The following is a 16633-nucleotide window of genomic DNA, read 5'->3' as shown; positions in this document are numbered from 1 at the left end:
AACATGACGAATTGTAGCATATATATGACTCAGATCGTCAAATATGGCGAATTGTTAGGATGTCATGGCGGCCCTGCCGCCCGGCCAGGCGCGGAACCTTCGAGCCCGCCTTGCCGTCTCCTCCGTATCATCGACCAGCTGTCACGCGATCTCAGGTACGCCGTGCGGCGCCTCATTCACGACTGGAGGTTCACGGCGTCGGCCGTCCTGATCCTGGGCCTTGGCGTCGGTGCCAACACCGCCATCTTCAGCCTCGTGAACACCGTGCTCTTTCGCACGCAGCCAGGGGTCCAGGCCGACGGGCTGGTGAACATCTATCAGAACGTCGGTGAGGAAGGGCGTCCGGAGGCCAACTCGTACCCGGCTTATCTGGACATGGCCGCGTACACGGACGTCTTCGCCGGCACCGCCGCGGCGTCGTTCCCAACCGGCGTGGACTACAAGGCCGACGGTGGCGTGCGCACGGCGCTCGGTGCGTTCACGACCTCCACCTACTTGTCGGTCATCGGCCTGCGCCCGTCGCTGGGCCGCTGGTTCGACGCCTCCGAAGAGACGCCCGGCGCGGAGATTGTGGCCGTGCTCGGTCACCAGACGTGGAGGACGCGGTTCGGCGCGAGTCCATCGGTCATTGGCCGCACCATTCGCGTCAACGGCGCACCGGTCATCATCATCGGGGTCGCTCCCGAGGGCCACAACAACTCCTTCAACGCCGGCATCGTCACCGACTTCTGGCTGCCCATCTCGTCGATCGCAACGCTGGGAGGTCCGCCGCGCATCCTTCAGCGGCGGCCCGACGAAATGGGCTTCCTGGTGAAGGCGCGGCTGCGCGACGGCGTGACGGTGGCACAGGCCAGAGCCGCCATGGACGGATTGGGCAAGCGACTGGCGGCGGAGTACCCGGCCGAGGACCCCGGCCGCGGCATCAGCGTGTTCGCGGCCGCCGACGTTCGCGTCCACCCCCAGGCGGATCCGGTGCTGGCGGCGGGAGGCTCCGTGCTGCTCATCGTGGTGGCGCTGGTGCTGGCGATCGCGTGCAGCAACCTCGCCACCTTGTTGCTCGTGCGAGGGGCGTCGCGCGCGAAGGAAGTGTCGGTGCGGCTCGCGCTGGGCGCGACCCGTGGCCAGATTGTTCGCCACCTCATGGCCGAGAGTCTCCTGGTCGCCCTCGCCGGCGGCGTTGCGGGCTGCCTCCTGGCGTGGTGGGCGGTTAACGCATTGGGTGCGATCAACCTGCCGATCATCGTTGACCTGACGCTCGACTACCGTGTGTTCGCCTTCGCGCTCGCGGCCTCGCTGGCGAGTGGATTGGCGTTCGGCCTGGCGCCGGCACTCAGGGCCACGAGGCCCGACGTGCTGCCCAGCCTGAAAGAGGAGGGCGACGGCGTCTCGCCGGATCATCGCTGGCTCAGCCTGAAGAACGCGCTCATCGTGTTCCAGGTGGTCGTGTCGTTCGTGCTCCTGGCTGGCACCGGCCTCTTCGTGCGGATGCTGATCGAGATGAGGACGCAGGACCTTGGCTATGCCATCGACGGCGTCGCTTACCTCCAGACCGACGCACGCTATGCCGGCTACACGCCGGCGCAAGCCACGGCGGTCTACGAGGATCTTCGACGACGGGTCGCTGCCGTCCCCGGCGTGGAGTCGGCGGTGCTGAGTCGAGGGCTGCCGATGGGCACGACCGGCTTCACGCTGGTCGTCGACGGAGCCGACGCCGCCGCCGGTCCGATCGTTAACCTGTCGTCGATCTGGGCCGGGCCCGGGTACTTCGAAACGCTTCGCATCCCGATTCTCCACGGCCGCGGCTTCGACCAGACCGACAGGAGGCAGACGCCCAGGGTCGCGGTGATCAACGAGACCATGGCCCGGCGCCATTTCGGGACGGTCTACGCGGTGGGACGCCGCTTCCGGTACGAGAACGACGCGAACTCGTGGCTCGAGGTCGTGGGTGTGGCACGAGACACCGGAACCGCCGACCTCGACGAGCCCTTGCCGCAGCCGCTCTTCTACGTTGCCTTTTCGCAGTCGGATCAGCCTCCGACGACGGTGCTGGCGCGGACATCGCTGGGTGCGCCCGGCCTGCTCAGTGCCATGCAGCGGGAACTCCGCGCGATTGACCCGGCCCTGCCGGTGATCGCCGCCGCGACCATGGAGCAGCGTCTGCAGGACTCTTTGTACGGACTCAGGGTCGCCACCACGTTCATGGGTGGACTCGGAGCGCTGGGATTGAGCCTGGCGAGCGTCGGGCTCTACGCGATTGTCGCGTTCTCGGTGTCGCGACGTTCGCGCGAGGTCGGCATCCGCATGGCGCTCGGCGCGCGCAAACAGCAAGTGGTCTGGGTCGTCGCCCGGGACGTCGCCATTCTGGTAGGCATCGGGACCGCGGTTGGCCTGGCTTTGTCGGTGATCGGGATCCAGGCCATCCGGGCTGGGGTGGGGCCGACGCCGGCCAACCTGCTATTCAGGCCGAGCGTCGATCCCGTCGCGTTGCTCTTGATCGCGGCGCTGATGGGAGCAACGGCGTTCGTGGCCGCCTGGTTACCGGCACGACGAGCGGCGAAGATGGATCCGCTCGTCGCGCTCCGGCACAGTTGAGTCCTAGCCGTTCAACATCTTCATCCCGGCTTCCGTATACCGCGTGCCCGCCGCCACTCCCGGCGGAAACAGCGCGTCGATCTCCCGCAGTTCCTCGTCGCTGATCACGATGGCAGCCGCGGCCGCGTTTTCCTCGAGGCGTTCCCGCCGCTTCGATCCCGGAATGGCGGTGACGTCATCGCCCTGCCGCAACACCCACGCGAGGGCGAGCTGGGCGGGCGTGCAGCCCTTGCGCGCGGCGAGTGCCGTCACGTGCGCGACCAGTTCGAGGTTGCGCGTGAAGTTCTCTCCCTGGAAGCGCGGGTTGTTGTGGCGCCAGTCGTCGGCGGGCAAGTCGGCCGGGGACTGAAACCTCCCGGTGAGGAAGCCGCGGCCCAGCGGGCTGTAGGCGACGAAGCCGATGCCCAGCTCACGGCAGGTCGGCAGAATCGCCTCCTCGGGGTCGCGCGTCCAGAGCGAGTATTCCGTCTGCAGCGCCGAGATCGGATGCACCGCGTTCGCGCGACGGATGGTGGCCGGACCCGCTTCCGACATGCCCAGGTACCGCACCTTGCCCTGGGTGACCAGGGCGGCCATGGCGCCAATGGTGTCTTCGATCGGCACCTTGGGATCCACGCGATGCTGGTAGTACAGGTCGATGGTGTCTACGCCCAGCCGCTTCAGCGACGCATCGCACGCCTGCTGCACGTATGCGGGTGCTCCGTTCACGCCGAGAAACGCCCCGTCCTCGGCGCGCATGTTGCCGAACTTGGTCGCCAGCACGACCTGGTCGCGCCGATCGTGGATGGCGCGGCCGAGCAGGCGCTCGTTCTCGAACGGGCCGTACATGTCGGCAGTGTCGAAGAAGTTGATCCCGAGGTCGATGGCGCGATGGATGGTCGCCATCGACTCCGCATCGTCCCGGCCCGCGTAGAACTCCGACATGCCCATGCAGCCGAGGCCGAGGGCGGATACGGTGAGGCCACCACGGCCCAGGTGACGTTGTTGCATGCTTTGGATTATGTCACCGCCTCACCGATCGCCGGCGGAAGCAACCGCCGCGACCAGCCTGGCCAGCATGTCGAGGTCCCGCAGGTCGAGCACCTCGCCTGGCGAGTGACTGTAGCGGCCCGGCCACGACAGGCCCTGGTTCGGCGCGCCCCAATAGGTGAAGCTCGAGCCGTCGGTGCCGCCCTGGGTGAGACCGATCTGCAGCGGAATACCGGCGGCCTGCGCCGCGCGAATCACGCGCGCCCGCTCGCGGTCCGGCGACACGCTCGAGTTCTCGATCGCGCGCAGCACGGGGCCTTTGCCCAGCGGGGCGTAGGCGAAATGCGGCGATTCGAGCGGCGTGTCTGACGACACGAACGTGTCGAGTGAGTAGATCCGGGTGGTGGTGCGGCCGAAGCGGCGCGCCATGGCGTTCGCCCCGCGCAGGCCGCCTTCTTCGTGCACCGACCACGTGAAGATCACCCGGCCGGGCAGCCGGCTGGGATCGATCTTGTTGATGGCACGCACGAGCGCCGTGGTCCCGGCGCGGTCGTCAAGCGCCCTCGACACGTAACGCGTGCGCCCCATGCGCAGTCCTTCCTTGTGGCTGGTGACCTGCATGCCGACCTTGACGCCACGTGCGGCCAGGCCGTCCGCATCCAGACCGAACCACGCCTGCAACGCACCAGGGTCTTTCCGATCAGCGGCCGCTCGAATCCGAAACACGCCGCGCAGCGGCGGGGGAGCGGTGGCGACGAGCGACTGCGCCTTCCATCGTGGGTCGATGTCGTTGCCCGATCCCGTGACGGTGCTGGGCGCGCCCTGCGGATCAAAATGAACCAGCGCCGTCTGGCCCTCCCAGGCCGACGCCACCGCGCCGCCTTGCGCGGTCAGTGCCACGGTGCCGTCGCGGGCGATCGACTCGATCACATACCCGACCTCGTCCATGTGCGCCATGAAGACCGTCGCGTTGCCCTGGGGCCCGGCCTCCACCATGATGTTGCCGATATCGTCCACGACCGCGCGCTCGCGCGCCCAGGCCGGCAGCGCCGCCAGCACCGCCCGGCGCACGGACCATTCGTGTCCTGACACGGCGGGGCGCTCGACGAGATCGGTGAGCGTGGCGGCCGGCTCCGCAAGCGTGGCGTCAACGTGGTTGGTTCGCAGCGGCGTCCGCGCCGGTGCCGCGATCCAGGCGGGGTTCGGGGCCATGGCCACGCCGGCAGCCTTCGCTGCAGCCTCGAGCAGCCACTGCGCCTCGCTCTCACGCACGACCTCCATGTGTGAGCCCGCTTGCTCCACCTTGGGCGCCAGCCACTTCACCGTCTTCAACCCGGCCGCCGCCAAGACGTTGCCGAAGTTAGAGAGCGAATCCGCAGCCCGGTCGGTCTCTGCCCGCGCCTCCTCGCCCGGCGCCAGGATCGTCACCTGATCGACGCGGTCCGCGCGGGCGACGAGCGACGACAGGCCCACCCATCCAGTTGCTTCTTGCGCACTCAGGACAAAGGTCGTGCGGCCAGGCGCCTTGCCCGCGCGCGTCGCCGCGGCCAGGGTGACGACCGCGGCGCATCCGGTGCGGCGACCGGCGTCGGGGCCGGCGACGCCGCCGGCCATGGGCCACGGCGGCAGGTGGCGTCCAACCGGATCGAGCAGTGCGATCCCGAGCTTCTCGACGTCCGCGCGCGACTCCGCGCCGACGTCGAGCCACAAGTCATCAGCGGTCACAAGCGCGGTTTCGCGGCGATGTTGTTGCGCAAAGTGGCCATTGGACCGGCCCACGACCCCCGCAACCGGGCCCGTGGCGGTCAACACCCGCACCTGCTGCGCCTCGAACTGCTGATCCCACAGTGGATGTCGCGACCCGCGGCCAATGCGATGGAGCCGCAAGTAGCCCTCGTCTGTGATCTGCGAGACGGCGTAGCTGGGGCGATCGAGCGCGCACGCGACGATGTGATGCGGTGAGCCCGAGCCGACCGTGGCGACCACGTTGCCCCACGGGTCGGCGGTCCAGTTGCCAAGTGCCGAGGCGAGCGCCGGGGCAACGCGCCCCTCGTAGCCTGTGGCCGCGTCCACGGCCACCCACGAGGCGATGGCGTCGAGATTGCGGTCGGCGCTTTGGGCGCTCAGCGACGAAGACCTGGGCGAGTGGAGACCGGCAACAAGAACGAGCGCGACGACGGCGCGCCGCACGTGGAGGGGGCTGCTCATGGTCGGACATCGTATCCGAGTCGCGCATCTTGCGGTCACATCCTTGCGCAACGCGGCTGTATTACCTCAACCCGGCGGGCGCTTCCTGATCAACACTGAACTGGACAACGCCGTGACCCAGCCAGGAAAATGCGATGAAAAAACTGATTGTATTGCCCGTACTCTTCCTCGTGGGGTTGGCCGTCGGCTGCAGAACAGTACAGCCCGATGCCGGCCACGAAGCGGTGCTCGTGCGCAAGCCCCTGTTCTTTGGCAGTGGCGGCGTGGACGAGACACCCGTGAAGACCGGCCTCAAGTATGTGGCGTTCACGACCACTGGTATCGACGTCAACATGCAGCCGTTGCGGATCGACGTTGAATTCAGTGACCTGATGACGACCGACGGCGTGCCGATCGATTTTCATTCCGTGCTGACCCTTCAAGTCACCGACAGCGTGAAGTTGGTGCGCGACTTCGGGCAGGACATCGTCGGCGACAAGCCCGGGTTCTGGGTGCGAAATCTCGATCAACCGTACCGGACGGCAGTCCGTGATGCCGTGAAGGCACACGGGATGAATGAGATGGCCATTCAAGCCACGGCCGCTGAAGCGGTCGACAAAGTGGTCACGGAACACCTGCTAACCATCATCAAGGACACAGGCGTGCCGGTGCGGGTGCTGGACATGTCGTTGGGTCGCGCCAACCCTCCCGATGCGATCCTGCACCAGCGCGTCGAGACGGCCGCGCAGGAGCAACGGATCAATACGGAAAAGCAGAAGAAGCTTGCCGAGGATCAGCGGAAGATGGCGGAGGAGAGCCGGGCGGCCGCCGACCAGGCGTACAACCAGAAGATGGGATTGAACTCCGAGCAGTACGTGGCCCTCCAAGCCATCCAGATGCAGCGCGAGGTGTGCTCAAAAGGCGGCTGCACGTTTCTCTACGGGGGCAATGCCGTCCCGCTGATCAACATGAAATAGCGCGCCTGCCGTTGCCCGTCGATCAACGGGTGGGGGCAGGCCGCACCACGATGGCGGCGACTGCGTGCAGACGACGGGTGGCGTCGAGTTGCGCGCCCAGGCGGCGAATCATGCCTCGCCAGTCGTGGTCCTCGGCCTTCTTGCCGAGCACCGCGCGCGCCAGGATCGGCCGCTGACAGATCGCCGCCGCCCAGTCCAGGCGCGTGTCGCCGTCGGCGTCGAGCGCGACCACCTCGAAGGCCGGGCCGTCCTTGTAGATGGCCACGAGCCCCTCGCCGAGGTCTCCACCGATTGCCATCTCGAACCGCACGACGCGGCCGAGCGGGCCTTCCTCGTAGTGGGCGAAGATGCCCTCGACGAGCGGATGGCCGGAGGCGTAGAAGTCGATGAACTCGTTGGCGACGGCTTCCTCCCGGTCGAACGTGCCGACGTAGCTCGCGCCCGCCGGAACGCCCGGCAAGCCGTCCACGCGGGAGCCGCTGCCGAGTTCGATCGAGAACACCCGGTGGCCTGGCGGATGTGCGATGGTGAACCCCAGGCCGATGGAGGCGGTGATGACCACCTCCTCATTCAGCGCGTCGAGTTCCTTGGGGACCCGCGCCAGGATGCCGGCGCCCATCCCGGCGCGATACGGATCGCGATGGAGCTGCTGGTAGGCCGCTTCGCGGATGCGCGTCCGGGCCGCCTGCGCTTCGGCGACGAGCGCCTCGAAGCGTTGGTCTGAAAGCGACGCGTCCGGATCGAGCGCGATCTCTTCGAGCGCGCCTTCGACGTGGGCGAGTTGCGGTTCGAGGCCGGCGAGCGGCTCGCGAAACAACCCCAGCGCTTCGAAGAGCCTCACCACATCGCGGCCAATGCCGCCGGGCGGTCGAAAGTAGACGACCTCCACCGGGATGCGGCGGCCGATCCGGTCGAGCCGGCCGATGCGCTGTTCCACCACCGACGGCTTCCATGGCAGGTCGAACAGCACGAGGCGGCGGCAGAACTCGAAGTTGCGGCCTTCACCGCCGCACTCGGTGGACACCAGCAGGCTGGGGCCGTCCAACTCGCGAAACCGCGCGACCTCGGTGTCACGGCGCGCCGACGAGAGTTCCTCGTGAAAGACGCCGGTCGCCAGTTGCGCGCGCTGGCTCAAGGCGGTGCGCAGCATCTCGAGCGTCTCGCGATGGGCAACGAAGACCAGCGTCTTCTCGCCGGCCTTGCGCCAGAGTGGCGCCTGCGAGACCAGCCACGCGACGCGGGCATCCTTGGCGTCCATGGCCTCGGCTTCTTTTCGCAGCGTGGCTTCGTCCGGGCCCAACACGGCGCTGAGTGCGGCGCCGGACGCGAGCGCGCGGCGGACGCGATCGACCTTGGCGCGTTCGGCGACGGCATTGGGTGCGACCGTGCTCCGCACCGTTTTCTCAACGGCGTCCCGCAACGTCGCGCTCTTGGGGTCGGTGAGCCCGATCGGGATCCCCACTCGCGGCGGCAGGCCGCCAATGTCGGCTCGGCGGGTTGAGCTGGTGCAGGCGGGCAGTGGCGTGCCTTGAGCGAGACGTGCCTCGAAGCTCGTGTCCTCCGGAAACTCTTCCGGACGCAGCAGCTGGAGCAGCCGAAAGAACCCGTGCGCGTCGTCTTCAAGTGGCGTGGCGCTCAGCAGCAGCACGTGACGGCCCAGGCCGGCGATGGGCGCGACGGCACGCCAGCCCGCTTCGCCTGGGTGCCCGGGCGGACGCCGGAGGTGCTGCGCTTCGTCCACCACGAGCAGGTCGATGCCCGCCTGGACCGCCTGCGCGGTCAGGTGCGGGCGGGCGATCAGCATCTCGAGCGAGATCACCGACCGGCGGTGGAGTTCGAAGGGGTTGAAGCCGTCACCAAAGTCGTGGGCCACGTCGCCGAGGCGCTCCGAGTCGAGCAGGGTGAACACCTGGTGATACTTGCGCCACAGTTCGCCGAGCCACTGGACGGTCAAGGTCTCCGGTGCCACCACGAGGCAGCGCGTGACCTTGCCGGCGTGGACGAGCTTGTTGAGGATGAGCGAGGCCTCGATGGTCTTGCCGAGGCCGACCTCGTCGGCGAGCAGCCAGCGCACGGGATCGGTCGCGGTGGCCCGCTCCGCCACGTGGAGCTGATGCGGGAACAGCCGGACGCGCCCGCCAAGGAACGATCCGAGGCCGTCGGCTTCGCGAATGGCCAGGAGATGCAGGATGTTCATCCGCGTGACGAAGTCTTCGACGTCGTCGATCTCGCCGAGTGCGAGGCGCTCGAGGAGCGCGCCCTCGAGTTCCAACGGCCACAGCGCGTGTGCCGGCTCCTTGCGCCCGTTCGCCAGCTGCAGGGTGCCGTCAGGCAGGCGGGCCGTGATCGTCGTTTCTTTTTGGGTAGCGGTGATGCGGACTGGGCGTCCCGGGCTCAGATCGACCGGGACCAGCACGTCGGCGCCGGCGGCCAGCCGAAGCGTGGTGCCCGAGCGTGGAAACTCCACGACCAGCGCGCGCGCCTCGATGGCGGTCACTCGTCCAATCCCCAGTTCGGGATTGAAGCGGTGGGTGAGATAGGACCCCGTGGTCCAGCTGGGTTTGTTGGTGTGAATCGTCAGGACTACGACGTTACCTCAACGGAGCCCGGCCAGCACCGACTTGCGGATCTTCGCCACCACGGTGAACCGGGGATCGACGACGTTGGCCACTTCGTATTCGAGGGTCTGGCCCATCAGCAGAGAGGCGCCGCGCTCCGACAGCTTGTAGTCGGCCATCAGCCAGCGGTGCATCTCGCTGGTGGCATGCTGCAGCGCTTCGATCAGCGAGCGCTCGCTGCCGAGCACCATTACGTGCGTGTCGTTCTCGAGCCGCGGCCAGGCAATGGTGGCCTTCTTCACGAGCTGCACCGAGAACTCGACATCCATCGACGTTTCGAGGCCGGTGCCGACGACCTCACCCTCACCTTGCAGTGCGTGGCCGTCGCCGATGAAGAGCAGCGCGCCGGGTTCGTTCACCGGCAGCATCACCTTCACGCCGGCGTTGAGGCCGGCGTAGTCCAGGTTGCCGCCGAACGCGCCGGGCGAGCTGGTGGTGATCGCCTCCTTGCGCGCGGGCGCCACGCCGATGCAGCCGAGCATCGGCCGGAGCTTGAGTTCGATGCCGCCGAGGTCGGTGCCGTCGAGCCGTGCCGTGCCCTTGGCCTTGTCGAGAAGCCAGCTCGCGCGCGGCGCCTGGCGCTCGGTGCGGGCGAGCAGCGCCGCCGGATCGACGGCGTAGGGCGCCAGCGCGCCTCCCGAGTAGGCCGTGGCGCGATTGAGCTCCAGCTTTTCGATCGACACAATGATCATGTCGCCCGGTTCGGCGCCTTCGATGAAGAACGGACCGGTCTGCGGGTTCGGGCCGGGCGCCACCGGCTTGCCGTTCCAGTCGGTGCCGCCGGCATCAATGGTCTTGGTCACGACGCGATCGCCCGGCTTGATCCGGAGTGCGGGTGGGTGCGCAAACGAGAACGTGTTGTAGAACCGCTCGGGCATGAAGGTGTGGGTGGTGGGCGTCTGCGCGCTGAGGGCGACGGACGCGAGGGTCACCACAACGGCGACGGCACGAGCGAGATTCATCTGGCCTCCGGAAGAAAATGAAATACTAGGATAGTGGAAGTGGACACGCAGATCGATCAGCTTTACCAGCTGCCGCTCGACCAGTTCACGCCTGCCCGCAACGCGCTCGCCAAGCATGCCGGCGCGAGGGCGCCCGAGATCAAGCGCCTCGAGAAACCCAACCTCGCCGCGTGGGCGGTCAACCAGCTGTTCTGGCGCGAGCGGCCGATCTACGACGAGCTGATCGACGCGTCACAGCAACTGCGCACTGCCTATCGGGAGCAGCTGGCCGGCCAGTCGCCGGATGTGCGCGGCGCCGAGGCCAACCATCGCGCGGCCGTGAAGCGCGCCACGCAGACCGCGCGCGAGATTCTCGAAGCCGACGGCGGCAAGGCCACGGCTGCCGTGATCGACGCAGTTCGCGAGACGCTCGACATCCTGCCTAGCAACGATCCGCCGGGACGAATGACCAGGCCGCTGAAGCGGACCGGATTCGAGGCGCTCGAGGGCTTCACGATTGCGGCGAAGCCCAGGCCTCAGCCGACAAAGCTGGAGCCGAAGACCGACGCCTCCAGGCCGCGTCCGACTGAAACCGAGAAACGGGCCAACGAGGCGGCCCGGCGTGAGCTCGACATGACACGGGAGCGGTTGCGGTTTGCCGAAGCGACCGAGCGCGAGGCCGAGGCCACGCTCGACCGCGCCCGCCGCGCCGTCGAACGCGCCGAGCGGACGCGTCAACGGATTGAGCGCGAACTGGCTGAGGCGTCGAAAACGGAGAAGGGCGTGCTGACGGAGCAAGCCACCGCCCAGGCCGCGTACGACAACGCCGTGGCCGAACGCGCGCGGCTGACGAAGAAGCTGCTGTAAATACACCACCCCCTTACGCAGAATGTCCGCGCGGTGCCGAAGCGTGCCTAAGATGATGGCGAGGGCACCTGTGACCGGACTGTCCACCGCCGACGCCACGGAGCGACGCGCCCGCGCCGGGCCCAACGCCCTGCCCGGACGCGTTCCCGATCCCCTATGGCGCCGCTTCCTCAGGCAGTTCGCCAGCCCGCTCATCTTCATCCTGCTGTTCGCCCTGACCTTCGACCTGGGCGTGTGGTTGTACGAGGGCCGCGGTGGCTGGCCGGCTGAGGCCATCGCCATCGGCCTCATCCTCGTCCTGAACGCCGCCCTGGGCCTTTACCAGGAACAGCGGTCCGAAGCGGCGCTGTCGCATCTGAAGGCACTCGCCGGCGCGCACGCGTGGGTGCTCCGCGACGACCGCCTGGTCCGCCTGCCAACGGAGGCGCTGGTCCCCGGCGACCGAGTGCGCCTCGATGCCGGTGATCGCGTGCCAGCTGACGGCGTGCTCGCGGATGCCCACGGCGTGATGCTCGACGAATCCGTCCTCACCGGTGAGTCGGCGCCCGTGGACAAGTCGGATCGGGACGAGGCCTTCAGTGGCACGCTGTTCGTGCGCGGCAAGGCGTTTCTCGACGTGTCGCGGACCGGTGCGGCCAGCGCGATGGGCCGGCTCGCGTCCATGCTCGCCGGCATCAAGGTGTCGAAGACGCCGCTGGAAGTGCGCGTCAACGCGCTCGGCGGCCAGATCGCGCGCTGGGTGCTGACGCTGGCCGCAGTGCTGGGCGTGGCCGGCGTGATGGCGGAAGGACCCGGGCGCGCATCGGAATTGATCATCTTCGCCGTGGCGCTGGCCGTGGCCGCGGTGCCGGAGGGCCTGCCGGCGGTGCTCACGGTGGCGCTGGCCCTCGGCGTGGAACGCATGGCCCGGCATCGCGCCGTGGTGCGCCGGCTGGCGGCGGTCGAGGCGCTCGGCTCGGTCACCGTCATCGCCACCGACAAGACCGGCACGCTGACCGAGGGCCGCATGGACGTGCGGTCGCTCGACGCGCCCGACCCGGCCCGGGCGCTGACGGCGGTGGTGCTCGCCAACGACGCGGACCTGGCCACCGGCGCTGGTGATCCGCTCGACCTCGGACTCTTGCGCTACGCGACGCTGCACGGCGTGGACGTGGTCCGCACCAGGCGCGAGCATCCGAAGGTGGACGAACGGCCGTTCGACAGCGCGTGGAAGTATGCCCGCGTCACCGTGCAGGAAGATGGGCGGCCGGTGAGCTTCCTGAAGGGCGCGCCCGAAGTGATCCTCGGCCGCTGCGTGCTGTCGGCCGCGGATCGCGAGTCGTGGGGCGAGAAAGCCGACGCGTATGCGCGCGAGGGCTATCGCGTGCTGGCGGTGGCCTGGGCCGACGGCGCCACCGAGGAATCACTGGCGCTGCTCGGCCTGGTGTTGTTCTGGGATCCGCCGCGGGCCGAAGTGCCCGACGCCATTCGCATCGCGCAAGCCGCCGGCATCCGCGTGATCATGATCACCGGCGACCACCCGGCCACGGCGCTCGCGGTCGCGCAACAGATCGGCATTCCCGGCGTGCGCGTCCTGACCGGAGAAGACCTCGCGGAATTCGGGGACGCCGCGTTGCAGGACGCGCTCGCCGAAACCAACGTCTTCGCGCGGGTTCGGGCCGAACAGAAGCTGCGGATCGTCGAGACCCTGCGCGCGCAAGGCCAGGTCGTGGCCATGACCGGCGACGGCGTCAACGACGCGCCGGCGCTCAAGCGCTCCGACGTCGGTGTGGCGATGGGGCAGCGCGGCTCCGACGTCACGCGCGAAGTCGCCGACCTCGTGCTCCTCGACGACAACTTCGCCACCATTGTCGGCGCAGTCGAAGAAGGCCGGGGCATCTACGAGAACATCCAGAAGTTCCTCCGCTTCCTGTTCACCACGAACCTGTCGGAAGTGCTGCTGGTGGCGGGCGGGGCGGTGGTGGCGTTCTCGCTCGAGCTGCGTGACGCGGCCGGCGGCCTGCTGCTGCCGCTCACCGCCGCGCAGATCCTCTGGATCAACCTGACGACCGACGGGCTTCCGGCGCTGGCGCTGGCGTTCGATCGCACGCCGGGCGTCATGCGAGACCGGCCCCGGCCCTCCCGGTCACCGCTCCTCGACCGTCCGTCGCTGCGGTTCATCGTCACCGCCGGCACTATGAAGGCGTTGCTCGCGCTCCTGGTGCTCGGCGTGGTGCCGCGGCTCGGTTACGACCTCGACCTGACGCGAGCGGCCGCGTTTCATTTCATGGCCATCGGGCAGTTGCTGCTGACGTATCCATCCAGGCACACGCGCAATTTCCCGCTGCCCAACCTCTACCTGCATGCGGCCGTGGCGGCGGGCATCGCCATCCAGGTGGGCGCGTCGTTCCTGCCGTTCACCGCCATCCTCCTCGGGAACGCGACCATCCCGGTGGAACTCTGGGCTCTCGTGTTCGGGGCGGCGGCGCTGGCGTGGGCTTTGGCCGAGGCGCTCTCCCGCTTGGCCTGGCGGTCCGAACCGTCCCGCCGGCCGGCCTGATCAAATGTCCGCAGCTGGCGAGGCTCGATGAATCGTGCGTCAGTCGGGCGTCCGCAGGTCGGCGAGCGATTCGTCGCGATGGTCGCGTCGAATGGCGTCGGCGATGAGGGGCGCCACACTGGAGACCTCAAGGTGCGGGACCTCCGGCGGTTCGATGGCCACCGTGTCGCCCGCGATTAACCGCTCGATGGGCAGGGTCCGCAGCAGGTCGCGCGCGTGGCCCACGACGAGCGCGTGGGTGACCGCGACCGTGATCGGGTCCGAGGCGCCGGCCGCGCGGAGGGCGTCGATCGCGGCCTTCAGCGTGGCGCCGGTGCTCAGCATGTCGTCGACGATGAGCGGCCGCCGGTTGCGCACCTCGCCAATCACACCATGCGTCTCGACCTCGTCACCGTCCAGCCGGGTTTTATGGATGAAGGCGATCGGCAGCTGTAGCAGGCGCCCGTAGGTACGCGCCCGCTTCACGGCGCCGAGGTCGGGCGCCACCACCACGGTGTTGTCGCGAATCGATGGCGCCGCGGCGCGCGCGAGGATTGGAATGGCGGTCAGGTGGTCGATGGGCAGGCCGAAGAACCCTTCCAGGGACGGTGTGTGGGCGTCGATGAGCATCAGCCGATCGAAGCGTGCGGTGCCGATAAGGTCGGCCGCGACGCGGGCGCCCAGCGATCGCCGCCCAGCGCGATGTTCCTGCCGGGCGTAGCCAAAGTAGGGAATGATCGCGGTCAGGCGGCGTGCGCCGGCACGGCGGCAGGCATCCGCGAGGAGCAGCAACTCCATCAGATGCTGCTCGACCGGCGGACTGGTGGATTGCACGATGAACACGTCGTCACCGCGCACCGATCCCCCGAGCTCCATCTGGGTTTCGCCGTCCGGGAAGCGCTGGCACTCGTAGACGGCCGGGGTGGTCAGCAGGATCTCGCAGACCTCGCCTCCCAAGCGCTGGCTGGCCGGCCCTGCAAATACGGTGGTCCGCTCATCCATGGGGATTCTGCTCCGCGTTTGCTAGTCAGTGCAGGACGCGCGCCAAGGTGGCGAGGCGCGGACTCTGCACTGGCAGGAGCCTTGCTTTCACTACGGGCGCAGCCGCAGGAGGCCTGCCATGCAATTCCAGAACCGTGAGGACGCCGCCGTGCGTCTGGTTGACCGACTGGCCGCCTACCGGGCCGAGCACCCGCTCGTCGTCGGCATACCGAGGGGGGCGGTCCCGATGGCGCGCATCATTGCCGACGCCCTCGGCGCCGACCTGGACGTGGTCCTGGTGCGGAAGCTGAGGGCCCCCGCACAGCCGGAACTCGCGATTGGCGCCGTGGATGAGTCGGGCGCGGTGCTGGAAGGCGAGTATTTCGGAAGTGCCTCCGCGAGCCAGGTGCGCGAGGAAGTCCGCACTCAACGGGAAATCCTCCGCAAGCGGCGGGAGCTCTATACCAAGGCGCAGCCGCCGCTCGATCCCGCCGGGAGGGTCGTCATCATCGTGGACGACGGCGTGGCCACCGGCTCATCCATGCTCGCGGCCATCCGCTCGATCCGGGCCCGCCGGCCGAAGAAGATCGTGGTCGCCCTGGGCGTGGCGCCGCCGTCTTCGCTCGACGCGCTTCGCGCCGAAGCGGATGATGTGATCTGCCTGCATGCGCCGGAACCGTTCCTCGCGGTGGGCCGGTTCTTCGAGGACTTTTCCGAGGTCACCGACGACATGGTGGTGGCGGCGTTGCAGCGGCCCCGTGCCACGGCGGACCAGGCAGCGGTGGGCGGAGCCGGTCACAGCACGGGCGCAAGGCCGGCTGGCATCCGCGGGCGAGGCCAAGGCCGAGCATGACTGTCGATCGCCTCTTCGCGAAGGCTGCCGTCGCGGCGGCGGTCGTTGGCGTCGTGTGTTGGGGCGGCGCTGCCAGCACGAGTGCCTCAGGCGCCGGTGGCCCGTTCCGGTGGCTCGAGCCCGAGGTCACGCTCACCAGTGCCGACCTCCGAGGACTCGACTGGGGCGGCGTCGTCAAGACGCTACCGTCGAGGAAGGGAGAACTGGCCGTGTTCACGGCCACGCGGCTCAACGCGTCGCCCGACGTGTTCGTGGAATGGACACGCCGGATTGAGGCCTTGAAGCGCGGCCCGGCCATCCCCGCGGTCGGTCGCTTCTCGGACCCGCCGAAGCTGGACGACCTCGACGGCCTCGTCCTCGATCGGCGCGACCTCGACGCGATTCGCCAGTGCCGGCCTGGCGACTGCAAGGTCAAGCTGTCCGCGGACGAGATCGAGGCCTTCCGCCCCGTTGTGGCCGAGGGCCGTGACGACGCGATCCACGTGGCGTTTCGGCGAATGCTGCTCGCGCGGCTGAATGCCTACCGTGCCGGTGGCCTCGAGACGGCGCCGGCTCCGGCCACCAGGAGCGACGCACCCAAGCCCTCAGACGTGTTCGCGGCGCTGGTCACCAACTCGCCGTACATCGGCCGGTCCGATCCGCGCCTGCTCGCCTGGCTGGAGAACCCGAACGACGTCAGCCGCGCGAACGTGGAATCCTTCTTCTACTGGTCGAAGGAGTACTACGCCTCCGGCAAGCCCGTCGTCAGCCTGATCCACGTGGGCATCACGCGCCAAACGCCCGGTGGTGAGGGGCCGGAAGTGCTGGTGGCCGGCAAGAATCTGTACTCGACGCGCTACATGAACGGCACGCTCACGCTGACCGCCCTGGTCCGCGACCCCGCCAGCGGCTCGCTCTATCTCACGTACGTCCACCGCACACAACTCGACATGCTGAACAGGTTCTTCGGCGGCATCGCGCGGGCGATCGTGCAGAGCCGGATCGTGGACGGCGGGCCGGAGTTGCTCCGAATCTTGCGAACCAGGGTTGAGGGCGGTCCGCCCCCTGCTGCGGACCGAGAATGAGGCCGGACGCTGGCCACTGGCCTTCAACTTGCTTTAGCGCGTAATCGAAGCGTCACCGGGGAGGGT

11 protein-coding genes are annotated in these 16633 nt (G+C 68.5%); 6 read left to right on the top strand and 5 right to left on the bottom strand.

Features of this window, described 5'->3' with window-relative positions; all coding sequences use genetic code 11:
- The first annotated feature begins 3 nt into the window (after positions 1–3).
- A complete protein-coding gene (locus WC815_11290) occupies positions 4–2592 on the top strand; it encodes an ABC transporter permease (protein MFA5909354.1) in 2589 nt (862 codons plus the stop codon).
- Between the two features lie 3 nt (positions 2593–2595).
- Here the strand turns inward: WC815_11290 and WC815_11285 are convergent, their stop codons facing one another.
- Positions 2596–3582: an aldo/keto reductase gene (locus WC815_11285; protein ID MFA5909353.1), complete on the bottom strand. Its 987-nt coding sequence runs from the start codon at positions 3580–3582 to the stop codon at positions 2596–2598.
- Between the two features lie 21 nt (positions 3583–3603).
- Positions 3604–5769: a M20/M25/M40 family metallo-hydrolase gene (locus WC815_11280; protein ID MFA5909352.1), complete on the bottom strand. Its 2166-nt coding sequence runs from the start codon at positions 5767–5769 to the stop codon at positions 3604–3606.
- Between the two features lie 134 nt (positions 5770–5903).
- On the opposite strand from WC815_11280, the gene WC815_11275 reads away from it, so the two are divergent.
- Complete coding sequence (locus WC815_11275; GenBank protein MFA5909351.1) at positions 5904–6725, top strand: SPFH domain-containing protein; 822 nt, start codon at positions 5904–5906, stop codon at positions 6723–6725.
- A 22-nt stretch (positions 6726–6747) separates the two neighbouring features.
- On the opposite strand, the gene WC815_11270 is transcribed toward WC815_11275, so the two are convergent.
- Together WC815_11270 and WC815_11265 are read right to left on the bottom strand one after the other, a co-directional pair.
- Entirely contained in the window at positions 6748–9222 is a 2475-nt protein-coding gene (locus tag WC815_11270; protein ID MFA5909350.1) for a helicase-related protein, read from the bottom strand.
- Positions 9223–9321: 99 nt separating this feature from the next.
- A complete protein-coding gene (locus WC815_11265; GenBank protein ID MFA5909349.1) occupies positions 9322–10305 on the bottom strand; it encodes an acetamidase/formamidase family protein in 984 nt (327 codons plus the stop codon).
- 39 nt (positions 10306–10344) lie between these two features.
- Here WC815_11265 and WC815_11260 point away from each other — a divergent pair, with 39 nt between their 5' ends.
- Both WC815_11260 and WC815_11255 read left to right on the top strand, forming a co-directional pair.
- Positions 10345–11151, top strand: a complete 807-nt coding sequence (locus WC815_11260) for a hypothetical protein (GenBank protein ID MFA5909348.1) — start codon at positions 10345–10347, stop codon at positions 11149–11151.
- Between the two features lie 70 nt (positions 11152–11221).
- The gene (locus WC815_11255) at positions 11222–13690 is read left to right on the top strand and encodes an HAD-IC family P-type ATPase (protein ID MFA5909347.1); all 2469 of its coding nucleotides are present in this window, start codon (positions 11222–11224) and stop codon (positions 13688–13690) included.
- Positions 13691–13729: 39 nt separating this feature from the next.
- Here WC815_11255 and WC815_11250 read toward each other — a convergent pair whose 3' ends face one another.
- Complete coding sequence (locus WC815_11250) at positions 13730–14671, bottom strand: ribose-phosphate pyrophosphokinase (GenBank protein MFA5909346.1); 942 nt, start codon at positions 14669–14671, stop codon at positions 13730–13732.
- 118 nt (positions 14672–14789) lie between these two features.
- On the opposite strand from WC815_11250, the gene WC815_11245 reads away from it, so the two are divergent.
- On the top strand, positions 14790–15503 hold the full coding sequence (locus tag WC815_11245; GenBank protein MFA5909345.1) for a phosphoribosyltransferase family protein: 714 nt from the start codon (positions 14790–14792) through the stop codon (positions 15501–15503).
- On the top strand, positions 15500–16567 hold the full coding sequence (locus WC815_11240) for a hypothetical protein (protein ID MFA5909344.1): 1068 nt from the start codon (positions 15500–15502) through the stop codon (positions 16565–16567). The genes WC815_11245 and WC815_11240 overlap by 4 nt, the downstream gene beginning before the upstream one ends.
- Positions 16568–16633 lie beyond the last annotated feature (66 nt).

The sequence above is a fragment of the Vicinamibacterales bacterium genome (assembly GCA_041659285.1).
Classification (GTDB): domain Bacteria; phylum Acidobacteriota; class Vicinamibacteria; order Vicinamibacterales; family UBA2999; genus 12-FULL-67-14b.
This window is presented reverse-complemented; position numbering and strand designations above follow the sequence as displayed.

Excerpts from the sequence above, each read along its gene's own strand:
- WC815_11240 (MFA5909344.1), top strand. The coding sequence starts at position 15,500 with ATGACTGTCGATCGCCTCTTCGCGAAGGCTGCCGTCGCGGCGGCGGTC.
- WC815_11265 (MFA5909349.1), bottom strand. The coding sequence starts at position 10,305 with ATGAATCTCGCTCGTGCCGTCGCCGTTGTGGTGACCCTCGCGTCCGTC.
- WC815_11250 (MFA5909346.1), bottom strand. The coding sequence starts at position 14,671 with ATGGATGAGCGGACCACCGTATTTGCAGGGCCGGCCAGCCAGCGCTTG.
- WC815_11290 (MFA5909354.1), top strand. The coding sequence starts at position 4 with ATGACGAATTGTAGCATATATATGACTCAGATCGTCAAATATGGCGAA.
- WC815_11285 (MFA5909353.1), bottom strand. The coding sequence starts at position 3,582 with ATGCAACAACGTCACCTGGGCCGTGGTGGCCTCACCGTATCCGCCCTC.
- WC815_11245 (MFA5909345.1), top strand. The coding sequence starts at position 14,790 with ATGCAATTCCAGAACCGTGAGGACGCCGCCGTGCGTCTGGTTGACCGA.
- WC815_11275 (MFA5909351.1), top strand. The coding sequence starts at position 5,904 with ATGAAAAAACTGATTGTATTGCCCGTACTCTTCCTCGTGGGGTTGGCC.
- WC815_11280 (MFA5909352.1), bottom strand. The coding sequence starts at position 5,769 with ATGAGCAGCCCCCTCCACGTGCGGCGCGCCGTCGTCGCGCTCGTTCTT.